A 17,576-nucleotide genomic window follows, 5' to 3' on the forward strand; every position below is an offset into this window, starting at 1 on the left:
CACTTCGGTGACCACGAGCACACCGGCAGCCGCGACCGAAGCGCCCCCTAGGCCCGTATGATCTGTTGCCGCATCCCCGTCAGGAGACAGACCATTCACCCCGGCTCCCCGGCCCCGGCCACACCGCGTACCCGCCGCCGCGTCGCCCTCGGCCTCTGCGCCGCGCTCGGCCTGACCTGCGCCGGCACGGTCCTGGCCGTACGAGCCTTCGCGCACGGCGGGTATCTGGCGTCCGGCGATCCCCTCACGGGCTCGTACGCCGAGGAGGCCGCCGACGGGGACGCGGCGGCCGACGCGCTGCTGTCCGGCCCGTACACCGAGCGCCCGGCACCGCCGCGCGCCATCACCCGTATGACAGCGGGCCAGGAGACGGCCGTACGCGGGAAGCCGGCCGAGCCGCCCGTCTCGCAGCCCCTCCAGGCCGCGCCGACGGCGGCGTCCGCCCCGATCGGCCCGCTCTTCTCCCCCGGCAACGACGGTGACGCCGACCACCACTGCACCGCGAGCGTGGTGCATTCCGCGACGCGCGACCTGGTCGTCACGGCGGCGCACTGCGTCTATGACGGCGGCTTCCGTACGAACCTGGTCTTCGCGCCGGGCTATCACGACGGGGTCGTGCCGTACGGGGTGTGGGTGCCGTCCCGTATCGTCGTCGATCCGCGCTGGGCCGACCGGCGCGACGAGGACCACGATGTGGCGTTCCTGCGGGTGCGCCGCCCGCGCGGCTCCGGCCCCGCCGGCCAGCGCGTCGAGGATCTGACCGGCGCCGAGCGGATCCGCTTCTCGCCGCCCGGCGGCCTGCCGACGCGGACCGTCGGCTATCCCGACGACCGTGAGACGCCGGTGAGCTGCCGGAACACCACCACCGCCGTACCCGGCCAGCTGCGCTTCGACTGTGCCGGTTTCCCCAATGGCACCAGCGGCGGCCCGATGCTCACCGCCGTCGACCCGGGCACCGGCCTCGGCACGGTGACCGGTGTCATCGGCGGCCTGGACGAGGGCGGCGACGACGAGACCTCGTACAGCAGCTGGTTCGGCCCGGACATCGCCGCCCTGTACCGGCGCGCCACGACGGACGGCGCCTGAGGCGTACGCCTACTTGCCGCGCGGCACCACGGTCCTGAGGACCTTCGGCAGCGGGTACCAGTCGGCGGTCACGATGCTGCCGTGGGCCGCGGCCAGCTGGTTGACGCGGGCCAGCGCCTCGGTCTCGGTGGGCCTGGTGCCGTCGATGACCGGGGCCACCTTGTGCGCGTCGGTCATGATCAGCAGGTAGTGCCGCTGGTCGTACCAGGCGGTGTCGATGCCGTTCTTCAGGTACGTGGCGGCGTCGCCGTCGAAGACCACGAACCAGGGGCGCAGCGCGGTTTCGGTGTAGCGGGTGCGCGGGTCGCCCGCCGCCGCGCCGTGTACCGCGGGGAAGGCGGTGGCCTGGTTCAGCTTGCCCTGGGCGGCGAGGTTCTTCAGGTGGGTGGCGTACTCGCGGTCGGTCCACAGCTTGTCGAGCGGGTTGCCCTCCTCGACCGTGCCGGGTATCAGCTCGAAGAGGAACTTGCCGTTCAGTGCGGAGCGGGTGGGCCAGCCGTTCGCCTGTACGGCCTCGTCGAGGTCGCGGTGGCCTGCGGCCAGGTCGCCGGGCCCGTACACCGCGTCGCCGAGCCGGGAGCGGACCAGTGCGTCGAAGGCCGCCGGGCCCCGGCCGCCCTTGTCGTTGAAGCCGTCCTTCATCTCGACCTTGACCGTGACCGGCCGGTGGCCGGGGTTGGCGTCGTGCCACGCCTTCATGTCGGCGAGGCAGCCGCCGAGGTCCTGGTCGCGCTTCTTCGTGCGCAGCTCGCCCGCGGTGGCGGCGTTCACGCAGTTGCTGTTGTTGCCGAACGGGTTGCTGTGCGAGACCCGCCAGGACTTGCCCAGCGCGTTGGTCCACACGTCCAGTTCGATCAGGCTCGCGCCGGAGTCCAACGCGTCCGCCAAGTACGGGTACTTGTCCTTCTCGTAGGCGTTGTGGACGCCGACGGACGTGGTCGCGCCGTACGATCCGGCGGGCTGTGCCGCGCCGGCCGGGCCCGCCAGCGCCACGACCACCGCCGCCGCGACCGCGGCCGTTCCCGCGCACCGTGTTCTGCTCATGTGCCCCCGCTTTCGTTCCACTGGCCCCCCGGCTGCCCCTGGTGGCTCCGAAATCACCAGCCCCTCCGGTCGAGGCAGCAGCGTACGGGAGTTGACGGATGGTCCGTCCACCGGGTGGGTACGCGGGCCGGGAATCGCCGTGCCGAGCCAGCAAACCAGGATGTGGAGGACATGTACGGCATCGTGGACACCGTGGATACACCGTTCGACGACACGACGCCCGGGGGCCGGCCATGAGCAGCAGCGACCGCGCCCGGGTCAAGGCCCTTCTGGACACCTACGGCCGGACCTACGCCGACGAGGCCGGCATCCGGCTCAAGGACACACCGCAGCCGCTGTACCAGCTGCTGGTGCTCTCGTGCCTGCTCAGCGCCCGCATCCAGGCCGGCATCGCGGTGGCCGCGAGCCATGCGCTGTCCAAGGCCGGGATGCGGACCGCACGGCGCATGAAGGACGCCACCTGGCAGCAGCGGGTGGACGCCCTCGGCGAGGGCGGATACCGCCGCTACGACGAACGCACCGCGACCCAACTGGGCGACGGCGCCGAGCTGTTGCTCGACAAGTACGGCGGCGACCTGCGCCGGATGCGGGACGCGGCGGACGGCGACACCGGCCGGCTGCGCTCGCTGCTGCGCGAGGTCCCCGGCCTCGGGCCCGCCGGTACGGACATCTTCCTGCGGGAGGCCCAGGCCGTCTGGACGGACCTCGCGCCGTACCTGGACGCCAAGGCCATGCAGGGCGCCGAACGCGTCGGCCTGCCGTCCTCCCCCGACGCGCTGCTCAAGGCCGCCGGGAAGACGGACGCCGCCGTGCTGGCGGCGGCCCTGGTGCGCGCGGCGCTCGACAAGAAGGGCGCGGAGGAGATCCGTAAGGCCGGGTGAACGGCCGGGTGGCCCCGGTCCCGCTGCGGGACCGGGGCCACCCGGCACGTACCCACGTCGGCTACGGCGTCTCGGTGAGCAGTCCGCGCGCCGTCGCCGCGATCGCCTGCGCGTCGATCCCGGCCGCCCGCAGCTGCTCCTCCGGCGACGCGGAGCCGGGCATGGTGCGCACCGCGAGCCGGGCCAGGCGCGGCACCGGCCGGCCGTCGGTGAAGGCGTCCAGCACCGCGTCGCCGAGGCCGCCCTCGGGGTGGTGGTCCTCGACGGTGATGATCCGCCCGGTGACCTCGGCCGCCTCCCGCAGCGTGGGCAGGTCCACCGGCTTGAGGGAGTACAGGTCGATGACGCGGGCGGGCACGCCCTCGCCGGCCAGGGTGTCGGCGGCGGCCAGCGCCTCGTGGACGGTGATGCCCGCGGCCACGATCGTGACCCGGTCCTCGGGTGTCGCGCGCAGCGTCTTGCTGCCGCCGATCGGGAAGTCCTCCCCCGGCCCGTAGATGACCGGGCTCTCGCCCCGGGACGTGCGCAGATAGCGGATGCCGCGCTCGCCGGCCATGGCGGCGGTCAGCCGGGCCGCCTGGTTGGCGTCGCACGGGTACAGCACGGTGCTGCCGTGCACCGCGCGGAACGCGGCCAGGTCCTCCAGGCCCATCTGCGACGGCCCGTCCTCGCCGATGGCGACGCCCGCGTGCGACCCGACGAGGTTGAGGTCGGCCCGGCTGACGGCGGCCATCCGCACGAAGTCGTAGGCGCGGCTGAGGAAGGCGGCGAAGGTGGTGGCGTACGGCACCCAGCCGCGTACCTGCATGCCGACCGCGGCGGCCACCATCTGCTGCTCGGCGATGTAGCACTCGAAGTACCGGTCGCCGTGCGCGTCGGCGAAGAAGGCGGCGCGGGTGGAGTCGCCGACCTCGCCGTCCAGCGCGACCACGTCGCCGCGGACGGCGCCGAGCGCGGCGAGCGCCTCGCCGAAGGCGTTGCGGGTGGCGACCGCGTCGCCGACCTTGTAGTCCGGCAGCTCGGGCTCACCGCCGCCGGACCGCAGCCGCGACGCGGCGTCCCGCGGCGGGTGTACGTCCACGTGCAGATCGCGGACGCCGCCCAGCTCCTGGATCGCCTCGGCCGCGTCCTTCAGCGGCTTGCCGTGCTTGCCCTCCTGGTCGGCCACCTCGCGTACGCCCTGGCCCTTGCGGGTCTTGGCGATGATCGCGGTGGGCTTGTCGGTGGTGGCGACCGCCTCGGCGTACGCGCGGTCCACCGCCTCCACGTCGTGGCCGTCCACCTCGATCGTGTGCCAGTCGAAGGCCCGGATACGGCGGGCGTAGGCGTCCAGGTCCCAGCCGTGCCGGGTGGGTCCGCGCTGGCCGAGCCGGTTCACGTCGATGATCGCGGTGAGGTTGGCCAGCTTCTCGTACCCGGCGTGCTCGAACGCCTCCCACATCGAGCCCTCGGCCATCTCGCTGTCGCCGCACAGCACCCATACGCGGTACGGGACGCGGTCCAGGTCGCGGCCGGCCAGCGCGAGGCCGACGCCGATGGGCAGCCCCTGGCCGAGCGAGCCGGTGGCCACGTCCACCCACGGGATGCGCGGGGTGGGGTGCCCCTCCAGCAGGCTGCCGTTCTTGCGGAAGGTCAGCAGCTGCTCGTCGGTGAGCGCCCCGGCCGCCTTGCCCATCGAGTACACCAGGGGCGAGGCGTGCCCCTTGGAGAAGATGAGGTGGTCGTTGCCGGGGTTCTCGGGGTCGGCGAAGTCGTAGCGCAGATACTCGCTCAGCAGCACCGCGGCCAGGTCGGCAGCGGACATCGAGGAGGTCGGGTGGCCGGAGCCGGCCGCGTCGGCGGCGCGCACGGAGTCGACGCGCAGCTGTTGCCCTAGCTCGCGCAGCCGGTCGTACCGGGCGGTCTCCGCACCCGGGTCGTTCTGCTTGGTCATCAGCTTCCTTCCGCTTTTCGGGGTTCTTCGGGCGTGTCGTGCGCCGTCGTGCGCTCCCCCGCGCGTCCGTCCGCCGGTATCCGGGCCAGTTCGGGCGCCGCCGTGTCCAGCGGCACGGACCAGGAGCGCACCAGGCCGAGCTGGACGCCCTGGCGCGGCAGCGCCGCGTCCAGCAGCCAGTCGGCGGCGACCCGGACGCGGTTGCCGGGCATCGCCATCAGGTGGTAGCCGCGGGTCACCGCGTTGGCGACCGGCCCGGACAGCGGGATGTGCAGCGGGTTGGCGGCGGCCTGCACCCCGCCGAGGTCGACCATGAAGCCCAGGTCGTGGTGCTTGTAGGCGCGGGGCTCGCCCTGCCCGTAGGAGGCGGCGACGTTGTGGGCCGCGACCTTGCCCTGGCGCTGTGCGTGCTGGGCGGTCATCGGCGTCATCTGGCCCGGCCGGGTCAGGTCCGGTACGGCGGCGGCGTCGCCGCAGGCGAGCACCTCGGGGTGGCCGGGCACGGTGAGGAACTCGTCCACGCACAGCCGGCCGCGTTCGGTGGGCAGGCCCAGCGACTCCACCAGCGGGTCGGGCCGTACGCCGACGCACCAGATCAGCGAGCGGGTGTCGACCGACGTACCGTCGTCCAGCAGCACCCCGTCGGAGGTGGCTTCCTTGACGGAGGTCTTGGTACGGATCTCGACGCCCCGCTTGGTGAGCACCCGGTGCGCGGTGCGCGACAGCCGTTCGTCCAGCTCCGGGAGCACCCGGTCGGCGAGGTCCAGCAGGATCCAGCGGGGCTGCGGCTCGCCGCGCAGTCCGGCGTTGTGGCGCGCCAGCGACCGGGTGAAGGTCACGCCGTGCGCGGCGACCTCGGTGCCGGTGTAGCCCGCGCCGACCACGACGAAGGTGGTGCGGACGGCCCGTTCGGCGGGGTCCTCGGCGGCGCCCGCCAGCTCGATCTGCCGGGTCATGTGGTCGCGCAGGTACAGCGCCTCCGGCATGCCGCGGAAGCCGTGCGCGTGCTCGGCGACGCCCGGGATGGGCAGCAGCTTGTTGACGCTGCCGACGGTCAGGACAAGGCGGTCGTAGCCGAGCGAGCCGGTACGGCCCTCCGGGTCGGTGTACTCGACGCGGCGGCCCTTGAGGTCCACGCCGCCGACCTGGCCGAGGACCAGCCGGACGCCGGGCAGCGTGCCGGTCAGCGACACCGACACCCGCCGCGGCTCCAGGATCCCGGCCGAGACCTCGGGCAGCAGCGGCAGGTAGAGAAAGTAGTCGTTGGGGTTGACCAGCACGATCTCAGCGGCGCCGCGGGCCTTTTTGGCGAGCGTGCGGGCGCACTCGTATCCGGCGAACCCGGCCCCCACGATCACCACGCGCGGCCGCCGCCCGGTACGGCTCTCCGCCACCATCTGCGTCTCCTCTCACCTCGGGGTCCTGCCCTGATCGGCCCGGGTGCCCGCATTCCGCGCGGGTATGTACGCCGTCCGGCCCAGCCGCGCGGTACCGGTCACCGCCCGGACGGCGGGTACGGGGCCGCTCAGCCGGGCAGTGCGAGCAGCACGCGGCCCGGTGTCCTCGGGTGCTCGACGGCTTCGTGGGCGTCGGCGATGGCGTCGAGCGGGTGGACGGCCGCTATGGGGTAGCGCAGCGCGGACGCGGCGGCCGCCGCCGTGATGTCCGGTACGGCCAGCCGCACCGCCTCGCGGGGGAAGTCGTCGTAGCCGAGCAGCCGTACGGTCGCGTTCTTGAAGGCCAGCGGCCAGAAGGGCAGTGCGGGGGCGGCGGCGCCGGTCGCGTAGGCGGCGATGGTGCCACCGGGGGCGAGCAGCCGCGCGTCGAGGTCGGCGTCGGCGTCGAAGGCGACCTCGACGATGCGGTCGGCGCCGCGGCCGCCGGTCAGGGCCAGTACGGCGTCGAGGACGTCCGCGCCGTCCGGCTCCCAGTACGGGCCGGTGTCCTCCCAGTCCTCATCGGCGTCCGCTCCGTTCCGGCAGGGGCCGGTCGCGTCCGCTTCCGTACCCGCCGCTTCCGGAACCCCCCGGCACACCGCCCGGTCCACCCCCAGCTCCCGCAACTCGCCGAGCTGGTCCGGGCGCATGACCGTGCCGATCACCAGGGCACCGGCCCGGCGTGCCAGGACGGCCGCCGCGCGGCCGACGCTGCCGAGCGCGCCCGCCACCACCACCGTCCGTCCGGTCACCGGGCCGTCCGCGAACAGCGCGCGGTGTGCGGTGATGCCGGGGATGCCCAGGCAGGCGCCCTGCTCGGCGGACACGCTGTCGGGCAAGGCGCCGACGCAGCCCTCCGGGACGACCGTGTACTGGGCGGCGGTGCCCTGCGGCCGGTAGCTCTGTGCGTACGAGCACCAGGCGCGGCGGCCCACCCAGGCGGCGGACACCCCGTCACCGACGGCGTCCACCACCCCCGCGCCGTCGCTGTGCGGCACGATCAGGGGGAATCCGGGCGTGGCGGCGCCCAGCCAGATCTGCCGTTTCTTCACGTCCCCCGGATTGATCCCGGAGAACGCCAGCCGGATGCGCAACTCACCGGGGCCCGGCTCGGGAGTGGGCAGTTCCCCCACCCGGAACACCTTTCGCGCCGGTCCCCTTTTCTCGTACCAAGCGGCACGCATAAGGGGCACGATACGGCGTCCGCCCTCGGCGTGGACAACCCCCGGCGCGCGCAATACGTTCAATGGCACTGGCGCCGCACGACGTTCCCGGGGGTGCGCGGTGAAGACCGAGGTCATCGAGAAGGACGATCAGTACGTACTGAATCACTGCACCAAATACCTCGCCAGGGAGAGCCGGGACGCGCGCCATGATTTCGGGCAGTACCCGCCCGGCGACGACCGGGCGGCGATCTGCGAGGCGTGGCGCTTCCCGGTCGTGGACGCGCACTGGGACGGGGTGTCGGCGGCCTCCTCGTATCCGTACAACGACGTCACCTTCGTCCACGACGGCCGCCGCACCACGCCTTCCTCGGTGGCCGTGCTGGGCACGTTCGGGCCGCTGCACTCGCCGGTCCCCTTGCGTCCGCTGGCCTTCGCGGGCGAGCCGACCGGCTTCTGGGCCGTCACCGTGCGGGTGCCCAAGGGGCAGGTGCACACGTACAAGTTCGCGGTGGACGGGGCGTATGTGCTCGACCCGGTCAACCCGCAGCGCGCCGTCCTGGACAACGGCGAGCCGTGGTCGCGCTTCTTCACCGACGCCTGCACCGTGCCGCTGTCGTTCAGCCGTGCCGAGCGCGATCTGCTGGGCCGGCTGGTGCGCCATCTGCTGCCCTTCCGGCTCGACGAGAACCGGCGGTTCATCCGCGGGGTGTACGAGTCGCTGGATCGGGCGGGCCGGGACGAGGAATTCCCGCTGGCCTATCAGCTGGACGACGAGGTGGGTACGGTCAACTACATCGACAAACTGATCGCCCGCCAGGAACAGCACAACGCCGACGATTACCACACCTGCCTCAAAATCATCGGTGAAATCCTGCGGTCCCGCTTCGGCGGACTCGACCCGGCGACCGCGCCTCCGGAAATGTTCGCGGATCTCTACCGGCAGATGGAAACCGAGAAGGTGGACGGCTGGGACTACTCCCGCTACGGAAGTCCCCGGTACTTCCTGCTGCTTCTGCGTCGGCACGCGATGACCGGCGCGTTCGTCCACCCGAAACACGGCGGGAATTCCGGCGCGGCGGGCTGGATGTATCTGGAGAGCCGGTTCCGGGACGCGCGGGACGCCACGCTCTTCGACTGGCGGCGGGCGCTGGAGTCCCCGCTGGGCCACAACACCGACTACCGCGGCTGAGCGGGGGACGTCATGGACGGGGAGAGTGCCACGGTCGTCGTCATCGGCAGTGGCGCGGGCGGCGCACCGCTCACCCACACACTGGTACGGGCGGGCCACCGGGTCGTCGTCCTGGAGAAGGGGCCGCTGCTGCGCACCCAGGCGCAGAGCCCCGGCGGCCTGTCGGACTTCAAGCGGGACGAGTGCTTCGCCACCGGTTCGGAGAAGCGCATCACCGTCCAGGGCGTGGCCAACACCGGCGAGTCGTTCTACTCCAGCCATGTGGAGCCGGACCTGAACGACGAGCCGCACGTCTACCGCGACAGCGACGGCCGGGACCGGGTCACCATCGAGGGTTACACGGCCCAATTGGTCGGCGGTGGAACGCAGTTGTACGGCGGGGTGTCGCCCCGCTTCACCCCCGAGGACCTGCGGCTGGCCACCCTGAACGCGTCGCGGGGCGACCTGCGCGACGACCCGGGCGGCGAGGTGCGCCGGGAGGCCCGCGACTGGCCGCTGGACTACGCCGCGCTGGAGCCGTACTACACCAGGGCCGAGGAGCTGGTCGGCATCAACGGGACGTGGGGGGGCCAGGCCAAGGTCCCGTCCCAGGACCGCTATCAGCCGCCGCTCGACCCCAATCCGATCAGCGCGTACGCCGCCGCCGGGATGGACGCGCTCGGCATGCGCCGCTACCGCACCCCGCTCGCCGTCATCACCCGCGACCACCCGCCCAGCGGCCGTACGGTGCCCGCCGACGCGGACAGCATCAAGACGGCGTTCGTCAACCGCTACGGCGACCCGCTGGGCCTGAAATCCAACGTCTGGGTGTCGCTGCTGGCGCCGCTGCGCGAGGTGAACGGCAGCGGCGGCCTGGACCTGCGGGCCAACTGCACCGTCACCCACCTGGAGGCGGACGGGCCGCGCGTGACCAAGGTGCACTACCGCGACCCGGGCGGCTGGCCCCGTACGATCACCGCCGGGACCGTCGTCGTGGCCTGCTCGGCGATCGAGTCCGTACGGCTGCTCCAGCTCTCCGGCCTGCTCGACCCGGCCTTCGACAAGCGCGTCAACGCCAACGGCCTGCTGGGCCGCTACTTCCTGACCCACTGCTTCGGCGGCGCCCAGTGCATCGTCCCGGAGCGCGCCGACAAGTCCAGGACGCTGGACTCGGACTGGGCCACCGACCACTGCGCGCGCCCCGAGTGGTTCCGCGCCCAGGGCCTGTGGGCGGGCGGCGTGATCTACAACAACACCTCCGACGGCGCCCTGCCCCTCTCCCTCGCCCGCACCTGGCACGCGATGGACATGGACAGCATGTGGAAGGGCTACCTCTACGACACCGGCATCGTCGGCGACGGCTTCGAGGACTACCTGGAGGACAGCTTCGGGCGGCGCCTGTCCGTGGCGTTCATGGCCAACCAGGTGCCGCAGCGGGAGAACCGCATCGAGCTGCACCCGAGCGTGACCGACAAGTGGGGCCGCCCGGTCGCGTACATCATCAAGTCCTGGCATCCGCACGACCGGGCGCTGATGGACACCCTCGCCGAGCAGTGCCGGCAGATCCTGGTGCGCGGCGGTGACGTGCGCGACGTCAGCTCGGGTTCGGTGGGCGGGTCGGTCGTACGGATCGCCAACCACGTACTGGGCGGTGCCCGGTTCGGCACGAACGCCGCGGACTCCGTCCTCGATCCCGACTGCCGGGTCTGGAACTTCGACAACCTCTACGTCACCGACGGGGCGTTCATGCCGACCTCGGGCAGCGCCAACCCGACGCTGACCATCGAGGCGAACTCCTTCCGCGTCGGTGACGTGCTGCTCGACAGGGTCGGGAGGACGTGACATGGACAGCCGCTTCGACGACGTCTTCACCCACCCCGAGAACGAGATCTTCCGCGTCGTCTTCTACCCCGACCGCATCTACCACGCCCGCTACCTCAACGCCACCCGCTCCTCCCGCTACCGCTACTACGTCGCCGAGGTACGCGGCTCCGCCGACGGCACCGCCATCAAGGGCGATGTCTTCCTCGGCGGCACCAAGCTGTGCCCGATGCTGCGCATCGAGTACTCCGGCATCCGCCTCGTGGAGCAGGCCAGGGAATTCAACCGGCGTCTGGGGCCCCGTACGAAGGCGTGGCTGAAGGTCACCGGCGAGGACCCCGCGGACTCCGCCGAGGCCATCGTCACCCTGCACTGGGACCCGGTGATCGGCGCCTACGCGGCGGAGATCTGGGAAACGCTGGAGCCGCCGGACGGCACCGCGCACGACCACCGGGTGCTGCCCCTGATGGGCCGTAACGCGCCCATCACCCGCGTACCGCAACTGTCCCCGCTGCTCGGCTCGGTCTCCGAGGTGGCGATGGCGTTCCGCGAGGACGGCGTGCTGTACCCGACGGGCCAGCGGCTGGGCAACCCGCAGTGGGACAACGCCTACCTCCGCTCCCACCAGGAACCGCGTACGCAGGAGCCCAGCGACCCCCGCAACACCGTCGCCGACAGCAACTACCTCCTCGACTTCCAGCGCGGCTTCTTCATCCCCGACGCCGGGCAGCTGGCCCCGGTCAACTACCGCAACGCCATGACCGACGAGGGCAACCCGGACCGCCGGGACGGCAACATCGTGCAGATGCGCTGGCTGTTCCAGCGCGAACTGGGCAGCGACCTGGTGTTCTTCCACGAGGTGACGGTGCCGCCCGGCGCGGTGGAGGGCACCCACCGGCACATCGGCTCGGAGGAGCTGTACTACGTCGTCTCCGGCACCGGCACCGCGTACATGAGCGACGGCGACGACCCGACGACCGCCGCCTACCCGCTGGTCGAGCGGCCGGTCTTCGGCGTCGGGCCGGTCAAGTGCCGGGAGCTGCCGGTCAAACCGGGCAGCGTCCTGTACACCAAGAGCGGCGGCGTGCACGGCATCCGCAACCCCGGTACCGAGCCGCTGAAGTTCGTCGCGTTCCTCTACCACACCACCTGAGGCGGTCCCGCGATGCCCAAGATCGTGCACACCGACTCGGTCTTCCGCGTCGACCCGGTCAAGCCCCCGGACTACGCGGAGGCCAACCCGCTGCTGAAGCTGCTGGGCCTGGTCGAGCGCACCCGGTTCGCCGCCGAGCGCGAACACTACGAACCCGCCTCGCTCCAGTACCTGTTCCCGCTGCGCACCCTCCAGCTGTACGGGCCCACCTCGCCCAACCAGGACCAGCTTGACCCGGAACAGCAGGACGACAAGAACGACTTCCAGAAGCAGAACGTCCGCGACTTCACCCTGGCGGATACCCGGGCGGTGCGCGGCTGGGCCGAGATCGGCGACTGGCGCGGCCCGTTCCTCCAACTGTCCTACCGGGGCGGCCCGGACTCGGCGCTGTGGCGCGAGGCGGGCCGGCTCGGCGACGCCATCGGCTGCGTGCTCTCCGTCCAGGGCAGCCGGCCGATGCCGGTCCGGGTCCCGTACGACGAGGAAACCGACTTCTACACCATCGAACTGTGGGGCCGGGTCGGCGACGGCCTGCGCGACCTGCTGGGTCCCCGTGGCCGGTCGGCACTGGACTCCGGGCTCCTCCAGCCCCGTCCCGACATCGTCACCGGCCTGGGCCAGGACTTCCTCCGCGACCAGATGACCAACCAGGACCTGCGCCTGGTCGCCCCGCGGCACGCCATGCACCCCGTACTCCCCTGCTTCATCGACCTGCGCTGGACCGCGAGCCCCGACGGCGCCGGCTCCGCCGACCCGCCCTCCGGCTCCGTACGCCTGGGCTTCGAGATGAAGGTCCGCGGCTGGGACAACTACCTCGGCGTCGGCACCAGCCCCCATCCGCACGGCGGGGTCGGCTTCCTCGAATACCGCACGCTCTTCAGCGAGTACGGCCGCTGGGCGGGCAGCGACGACCTGCGGCGGAGCCTGGAGCCGTACAACTTCGACGCGTTCGGCCGCAAGGGCCACGCCGGCGGCGACGTGGAACCCTTCCTCGCCGTCACCTACATGGACCTGCACGTCCTGGACCCGGCCTGCGGCATCGGTCTGCACCGGCACCGCGACAACCAGGAGGTCTTCCTGATGCTGGAGGGCGACGCGCTGATGGTGGTCGGCGACTGGGCCGACTCCGGCAGCCGGGTGCGCTCCTTCGAGGTACGGCGGCTGCCCGCCGACCATCTCGCCCTCCTCAAGGGCGGCAACCTGCACGGACTGATGAACCCGGCGGACCAGCGCGCGTCCCTCTTCATGTTCGGCGGCTACGACTGATGCCCGCCCCTCCCCTGCCCGGTGACCCCTACCGCCTCGGCGCCCACTGGGACGGCTCCGGCACCTCCTTCGCCGTGTACTCCTCGGCGGGCGCGTACGGCGGTTCCGTCGAGCTGTGCCTGCTCGACGAGGTCGGGGAACGGCGGGTCCCGATGGCCGTGGACTGCGACATCTGGCACACGTACGTGCCCGGCGCACGCCCCGGCCAGGGCTACGGCTACCGCGCGCACGGCCCGTTCGCGCCCGGCCGCGGCCTGCGCTTCGACCCGACCCGGCTGCTGCTCGACCCGTACGCGAGGGTGCTGAAACCGACGGGGACACGCACGCTCCTGCCCCTCGTCGCCGACACGGCGTACGACTGGGGCGACGACCGGCCGCCGCGCCACCCGTGGTCGCGGACGATCCTGTACGAGACGCACGTCAAGGGCATGACGGCACAGCACCCCGAAGTGCCCCCGGCCCTCCGGGGCACCTACGCGGGCCTGGCCCACCCCGCCGTGACCGAGCACCTGACCCGCCTGGGCGTCACCGCGGTCGAACTGATGCCGGTGCACCATTTCCTCTCCGAGCCCTTCCTCCTCGACCGGGACCTGGCCAACTACTGGGGCTACGCCACCATCGGCTTCTTCGCGCCGCACGCCGCGTACAGCTCGGCGGGCCACGAAGGCGGCCAGATCACCGACTTCAAGCGCATGGTGAAAGCCCTCCACTCCGCCGGGCTAGAAGTCATCCTCGACGTCGTCTACAACCACACCGCCGAGGGCCCGCCGGACGACCCGACCCTGTGCTTCCGCGGCCTGGCCAACGAGATCTACTACCGGCTGGACCCCGCCGACCCGTCCCGCTACCTCGACACCACCGGCACCCGCAACACGCTCAACGCCGGCCGCCCCGAGGTACTGCGCCTGATCATGGACTCGCTGCGCTACTGGGTCACCGAGATGCACGTGGACGGCTTCCGCTTCGACCTGGCCGCCACCCTGGCCCGCCAGTACGGCTACGTCGACCGCCTCGCCGCCTTCTTCGACCTGCTCTACCAGGACCCGGTCGTGGGCCGCGTCAAACTGATCGCCGAGCCCTGGGACGTGGGCGCGCCCGACAGCTACCAGGTGGGCCGCTTCCCGCCCGGCTGGAACGAGTGGAACGACCGCTACCGCGACACTGTGCGCGACTTCTGGCGGGGCCGCCCCGCCGTCGGCGACCTGGCGAGCCGGATCGCCGGCTCCGCCGACCTGTACGCCCCCGAACGGCGCGGCCCCGACGCCTCCATCAACTTCGCCACCTGCCACGACGGCATGACCCTGACCGACCTGGTCACCTACGCGCGCAAACACAACGAGGCCAACGGCGAGCAGAACCGGGACGGCACGGACGACAACCGCTCGGCGAACTACGGCGTCGAGGGCCCGACAAAGGACCCCGCCATCGTCTCCGTCCGCGAACGCCAGCGCCGCAACATCCTCGCGACGCTCCTCCTGTCCCAGGGCTGCACGATGCTGTACGGCGGCGACGAACTCGGCCGTACACAAGGCGGCAACAACAACGCGTACTGCCAGGACAACGCAACAAGCTGGTACGACTGGTCGACCCCCACCCCCCTCACCGACTTCGTACGCCGGGCCGTCGCCCTCCAGCGCGTGCACCCCGCCCTCCAGCGCACCACCTTCCTCACCGGCACCGGCAACCCTCCCGACATCACCTGGTACGACCGCGACGGCCAGCCGATGAGTGTGGCGCGCTGGCAGGACCCGGCCACCCGCTTCCTGGCCTTCCTCCTCGCCGGGGACCGCGCCGCGGAACCGGACACCGACGTCCTGGTGCTGCTCAACTCGGGTGCGGACGCGGTGGAGTTCCCGGTGCCGGGGCGGGCCGGGGCGGTGTACGAGGTGGTGCTGGACACCACGGCGGCGGACGGCGCACCGGCGGCTTCGGCGGCGCTGAAGGCGGGCGATGTGTGCACGGTGCCGGCGCGGACGGTGATGGTGGCCACGGCGGAGGTGCCGGGCGGTTGACGGCCCCCGTACAGTGCGTGGAGTCCCCCTCCACCGCAGGCCAGGAGGCCGAGAATGCCCGCCGCCAGACCGTTCCAGCCCCTGCCCCTCGCGGCGACCGTGCTCACCGGCACGGTCGCGCTCTACATAGCGCTCGTCGCCTTCGGCAACATCACCGACTTCGGCACCAACCAGGCGTTCGTCCAACACGTCCTGGCCATGGACACCACCTTCAAGGACCCGGACCTGATGTGGCGTGCCATCGAGTCGCCCACACTCCAGAACATCGCCTACGTCCTGATCATCGCGTGGGAGACGGCCACGGCGCTGGTGCTGATCGCGGGAACGGCACTGTGGGCACGGCAACTGCGCGGGGGCACCGGGCTTGCGGGGGCACGCCGCTGGAGCACCGTCGGACTCCTCATGATGCTGCTGCTCTTCGGGGCCGGGTTCATGGCGATCGGCGGGGAGTGGTTCGCGATGTGGCAGTCGAAGAGCTGGAACGGGTTGGATGCGGCGGCGCGGAATGTGGTGCTCGGGGGCGTTGCATTGGTGGTGGTGAATCTGCGGGGTGCGGAGGAGCGGTAGCCCCTGTACGGGGCTCGCGCACCGGATCGCCGTTCACGTCATGCCCGACGCGCCATACCGATCCACCGGTCGTCCTGGAACTCAGCGGGAATCTCGTCCTCGTCCGGATCGATCCCGCGGCTCTCCAGTTCGTCGAACCAGTTGTCGCGCTGCGATGCGGGGAGCCGATTTCCACACCACGGACAGAAACCGATTCCGACCTTGGCGCTGCCGCCGTCATGGACGATCAACCCGTACTCCCGGTACTTGGGAATGAACAAGACGAGGGCATCCGGGCAAGCGAAAGCGGAGCTGTGTTCATCGCAGGACCAGTTCACCTGGCTCTGCATCATTTCGCAGCAGTGATCAGTCATGGCTGTCATTGTCCCAGGTTGGTTCTTCGAGTGTTCCTATCGGGAGTGCGTCTCCAGCCCGCATGGACAAGCGGCCGGCTCTAGTCCTCCACGGCTTCGATGAAATACTCGTAGCCGCCCGGATGGAACGTCTCTCCTGTGAGCTCCCTCAAAGCGTCCACCTGCTCCTCGTTCAAGGGATACACATGGACGAACCTGTCGACCAGGACATCCACCAGCTCAGCGGCGGCTTGCAGACCGATGCACGTAACATCCATCTGCCGCTCCGGGAAATCAGAGTCGCTACGGTATTCGGTGACGAAGATTCTCACCTCTTCACCTTGGCATGCCGTGAACCCCATTCCACCCCCAGGGTCGCCAAAGCCGCCTCTCGAACAACCCTTCACCACTCCACGCGATACCCCGTAAGCCAGTCGTCCGCACCATCTCCCCCACGCCCCACACTGCGCGGCAGCATCACGTCGCGGACCAGCCGTCGTATCGGTCCCGGTGCCGACCGGCGGGTCATGCGTGCGCTGTGTGCCACTACCCGTTCCACTCGGGCGCGGCGCAGTTCCTCGTACGCGGCGAAGGCGCGTCGGGGTTCGTGCTGGTCGCGTAGGCACTTGGCCAGGACGATGCTGTCCTCTATGGCCATCGAGGCGCCTTGGGCGGCGTTGGGGGCTGCGGCGTGGGCCGCGTCGCCGATGATCACCATGGTGTCGGAGTACCACTGCGGGGTGACGGCCAGGTCGTAGGCGTGGGAGGCGATGATGTGCTCGCCGGTGGCGCGGACGACGGCGGCGGCCGGGGTGTGGTCGTCGGCGAGGAGGGCGAGGAGGCGCTGTCGCCACTGGTCGGCGGTGACGGCGGCCAGGTCGCGGCGGGAGCGCTCGGGGCCCGGTGCGTTGGCGAACCACCACACCTCGCCGTCCGGCGCCGCCGTACAGCCGAAGAAGGCCCGCCGGCCGTAGATCATGGTGTAGGTGTCGGGCGCGGACGGCGGTTTGATGTCGCGGGTGTAGCCGCAGACGGTGTTCTGGCCGGTGTATCGGGGGCGGGGTGCCGCCGGGTCGATCAGCTTGCGGACGACCGAGTGGATGCCGTCGGCGCCGATCATGAGGTCGCCCTCGGCGCGGCTGCCGTCGGAGAAGGAGGCCACCACGCGGCGGTCGCTGACGGTCTCGGCGGCGACGAGCCGTTTCCCGTGCCGTACGGGAATCCCGCGCCGTCGCGCCTCCTCGTGCAGCACCCGGTAGAGGGTGGCGCGGGTGAGCGTGCGCGGCCCCATCGCGGTCTCGTCAACCGTGCCTGCCAGAGGCCGCTCACCGAGCCGTTTGCCCGTGCCGCTCAGGAACTCCACCCGCTCGGCGGGGAAGGAGTTGGCCAGGACGGGCCCGTGCGCCCCGATGGCGCGCAGCGCTTCCAGCCCGTTGGCGAACACGACGAGAAACGCGCCCACATCGTCGGCCCCGCTCTCGTACGCCTCGAAAACCTCCGCCTCGACCCCCGCCTTCTGCAGAGCCATCGCGGTCACCGCTCCCGCGATCCCACCGCCGATGATCAGAGCTTTGGTCATGGCGCTCCCCAGGTGAATCGCCGTCCGGCGGCACGCGGAACCGCGCCGCCACCGTCCACGATGCCGCCGGGGCGGGGCGAAGAGCCAGACCCCGGTCGGGGGCCGGTACGGGTGGGACGCGGCTGCCCGGCA

Annotated in this window: 15 protein-coding genes; 8 read left to right on the forward strand and 7 right to left on the reverse strand. The window is 71.6% G+C overall.

From position 1 onward, the window contains the following. Nucleotides 1-57: 57 nt before the first annotated feature. On the forward strand, nucleotides 58-1,086 hold the full coding sequence (locus tag CP984_RS04975) for a trypsin-like serine peptidase (protein ID WP_003982068.1): 1,029 nt from the start codon (nucleotides 58-60) through the stop codon (nucleotides 1,084-1,086). Between the two features lie 9 nt (nucleotides 1,087-1,095). On the opposite strand, the gene CP984_RS04980 is transcribed toward CP984_RS04975, so the two are convergent. Continuing rightward, nucleotides 1,096-2,130, reverse strand: a complete 1,035-nt coding sequence (locus tag CP984_RS04980; protein WP_003982069.1) for a phosphatidylinositol-specific phospholipase C domain-containing protein — start codon at nucleotides 2,128-2,130, stop codon at nucleotides 1,096-1,098. A gap of 233 nt (nucleotides 2,131-2,363) precedes the next feature. Here CP984_RS04980 and CP984_RS04985 point away from each other — a divergent pair, with 233 nt between their 5' ends. Then, a complete protein-coding gene (locus CP984_RS04985) occupies nucleotides 2,364-3,011 on the forward strand; it encodes a hypothetical protein (protein ID WP_003982070.1) in 648 nt (215 codons plus the stop codon). 61 nt (nucleotides 3,012-3,072) lie between these two features. Here CP984_RS04985 and CP984_RS04990 read toward each other — a convergent pair whose 3' ends face one another. The 3 genes from CP984_RS04990 to CP984_RS05000 all read right to left on the reverse strand — a co-directional run bounded on the left by CP984_RS04990 (nucleotide 3,073) and on the right by CP984_RS05000 (nucleotide 7,513). Continuing rightward, nucleotides 3,073-4,944, reverse strand: coding sequence for a transketolase (locus CP984_RS04990; RefSeq protein WP_003982071.1), 1,872 nt, complete (start codon nucleotides 4,942-4,944; stop codon nucleotides 3,073-3,075). Continuing rightward, entirely contained in the window at nucleotides 4,944-6,341 is a 1,398-nt protein-coding gene (locus tag CP984_RS04995) for an NAD(P)/FAD-dependent oxidoreductase (RefSeq protein WP_003982072.1), read from the reverse strand. Before CP984_RS04995 ends, CP984_RS04990 begins: the two co-directional genes overlap by 1 nt. A gap of 128 nt (nucleotides 6,342-6,469) precedes the next feature. Then, nucleotides 6,470-7,513: an alcohol dehydrogenase catalytic domain-containing protein gene (locus CP984_RS05000; protein ID WP_063726402.1), complete on the reverse strand. Its 1,044-nt coding sequence runs from the start codon at nucleotides 7,511-7,513 to the stop codon at nucleotides 6,470-6,472. Between the two features lie 151 nt (nucleotides 7,514-7,664). Between CP984_RS05000 and CP984_RS05005 the strand changes: the two genes are divergently transcribed. The 6 genes from CP984_RS05005 to CP984_RS05030 are packed head-to-tail and all read left to right on the forward strand — an operon-like array spanning nucleotide 7,665 to nucleotide 15,533. Further along, nucleotides 7,665-8,735, forward strand: a complete 1,071-nt coding sequence (locus CP984_RS05005) for a gluconate 2-dehydrogenase subunit 3 family protein (RefSeq protein ID WP_003982074.1) — start codon at nucleotides 7,665-7,667, stop codon at nucleotides 8,733-8,735. Between the two features lie 12 nt (nucleotides 8,736-8,747). Continuing rightward, a complete protein-coding gene (locus tag CP984_RS05010; RefSeq protein ID WP_003982075.1) occupies nucleotides 8,748-10,556 on the forward strand; it encodes a GMC oxidoreductase in 1,809 nt (602 codons plus the stop codon). A gap of 1 nt (nucleotide 10,557) precedes the next feature. Then, nucleotides 10,558-11,688 (forward strand): cupin domain-containing protein, encoded by a 1,131-nt coding sequence (locus tag CP984_RS05015; RefSeq protein WP_003982076.1) that lies wholly within the window; start codon nucleotides 10,558-10,560, stop codon nucleotides 11,686-11,688. Nucleotides 11,689-11,700: 12 nt separating this feature from the next. Beyond that, nucleotides 11,701-12,954 carry a cupin domain-containing protein gene (locus CP984_RS05020; protein ID WP_003982077.1) on the forward strand — a complete coding sequence of 418 codons (1,254 nt, stop codon included), beginning with the start codon at nucleotides 11,701-11,703 and terminating at the stop codon, nucleotides 12,952-12,954. After that, nucleotides 12,954-14,966 (forward strand): glycogen debranching protein GlgX, encoded by a 2,013-nt coding sequence (gene glgX / locus CP984_RS05025; protein ID WP_030179481.1) that lies wholly within the window; start codon nucleotides 12,954-12,956, stop codon nucleotides 14,964-14,966. The genes CP984_RS05020 and glgX overlap by 1 nt, the downstream gene beginning before the upstream one ends. 54 nt (nucleotides 14,967-15,020) lie before the next feature. Then, the gene (locus CP984_RS05030) at nucleotides 15,021-15,533 is read left to right on the forward strand and encodes a DUF2165 domain-containing protein (RefSeq protein ID WP_003982080.1); all 513 of its coding nucleotides are present in this window, start codon (nucleotides 15,021-15,023) and stop codon (nucleotides 15,531-15,533) included. A 38-nt stretch (nucleotides 15,534-15,571) separates the two neighbouring features. Here CP984_RS05030 and CP984_RS05035 read toward each other — a convergent pair whose 3' ends face one another. The 3 genes from CP984_RS05035 to CP984_RS05045 form a co-directional block, all read right to left on the reverse strand. After that, the gene (locus CP984_RS05035; RefSeq protein ID WP_032920799.1) at nucleotides 15,572-15,886 is read right to left on the reverse strand and encodes a DUF6980 family protein; all 315 of its coding nucleotides are present in this window, start codon (nucleotides 15,884-15,886) and stop codon (nucleotides 15,572-15,574) included. Nucleotides 15,887-15,966: 80 nt separating this feature from the next. Then, entirely contained in the window at nucleotides 15,967-16,197 is a 231-nt protein-coding gene (locus CP984_RS05040) for a DUF7683 domain-containing protein (RefSeq protein WP_003982082.1), read from the reverse strand. Between the two features lie 71 nt (nucleotides 16,198-16,268). Next, nucleotides 16,269-17,444: an FAD-dependent monooxygenase gene (locus CP984_RS05045; protein ID WP_003982083.1), complete on the reverse strand. Its 1,176-nt coding sequence runs from the start codon at nucleotides 17,442-17,444 to the stop codon at nucleotides 16,269-16,271. Nucleotides 17,445-17,576 lie beyond the last annotated feature (132 nt).

It is taken from the genome of Streptomyces rimosus, assembly GCF_008704655.1.
In the GTDB taxonomy this organism is placed as follows: domain Bacteria; phylum Actinomycetota; class Actinomycetes; order Streptomycetales; family Streptomycetaceae; genus Streptomyces; species Streptomyces rimosus.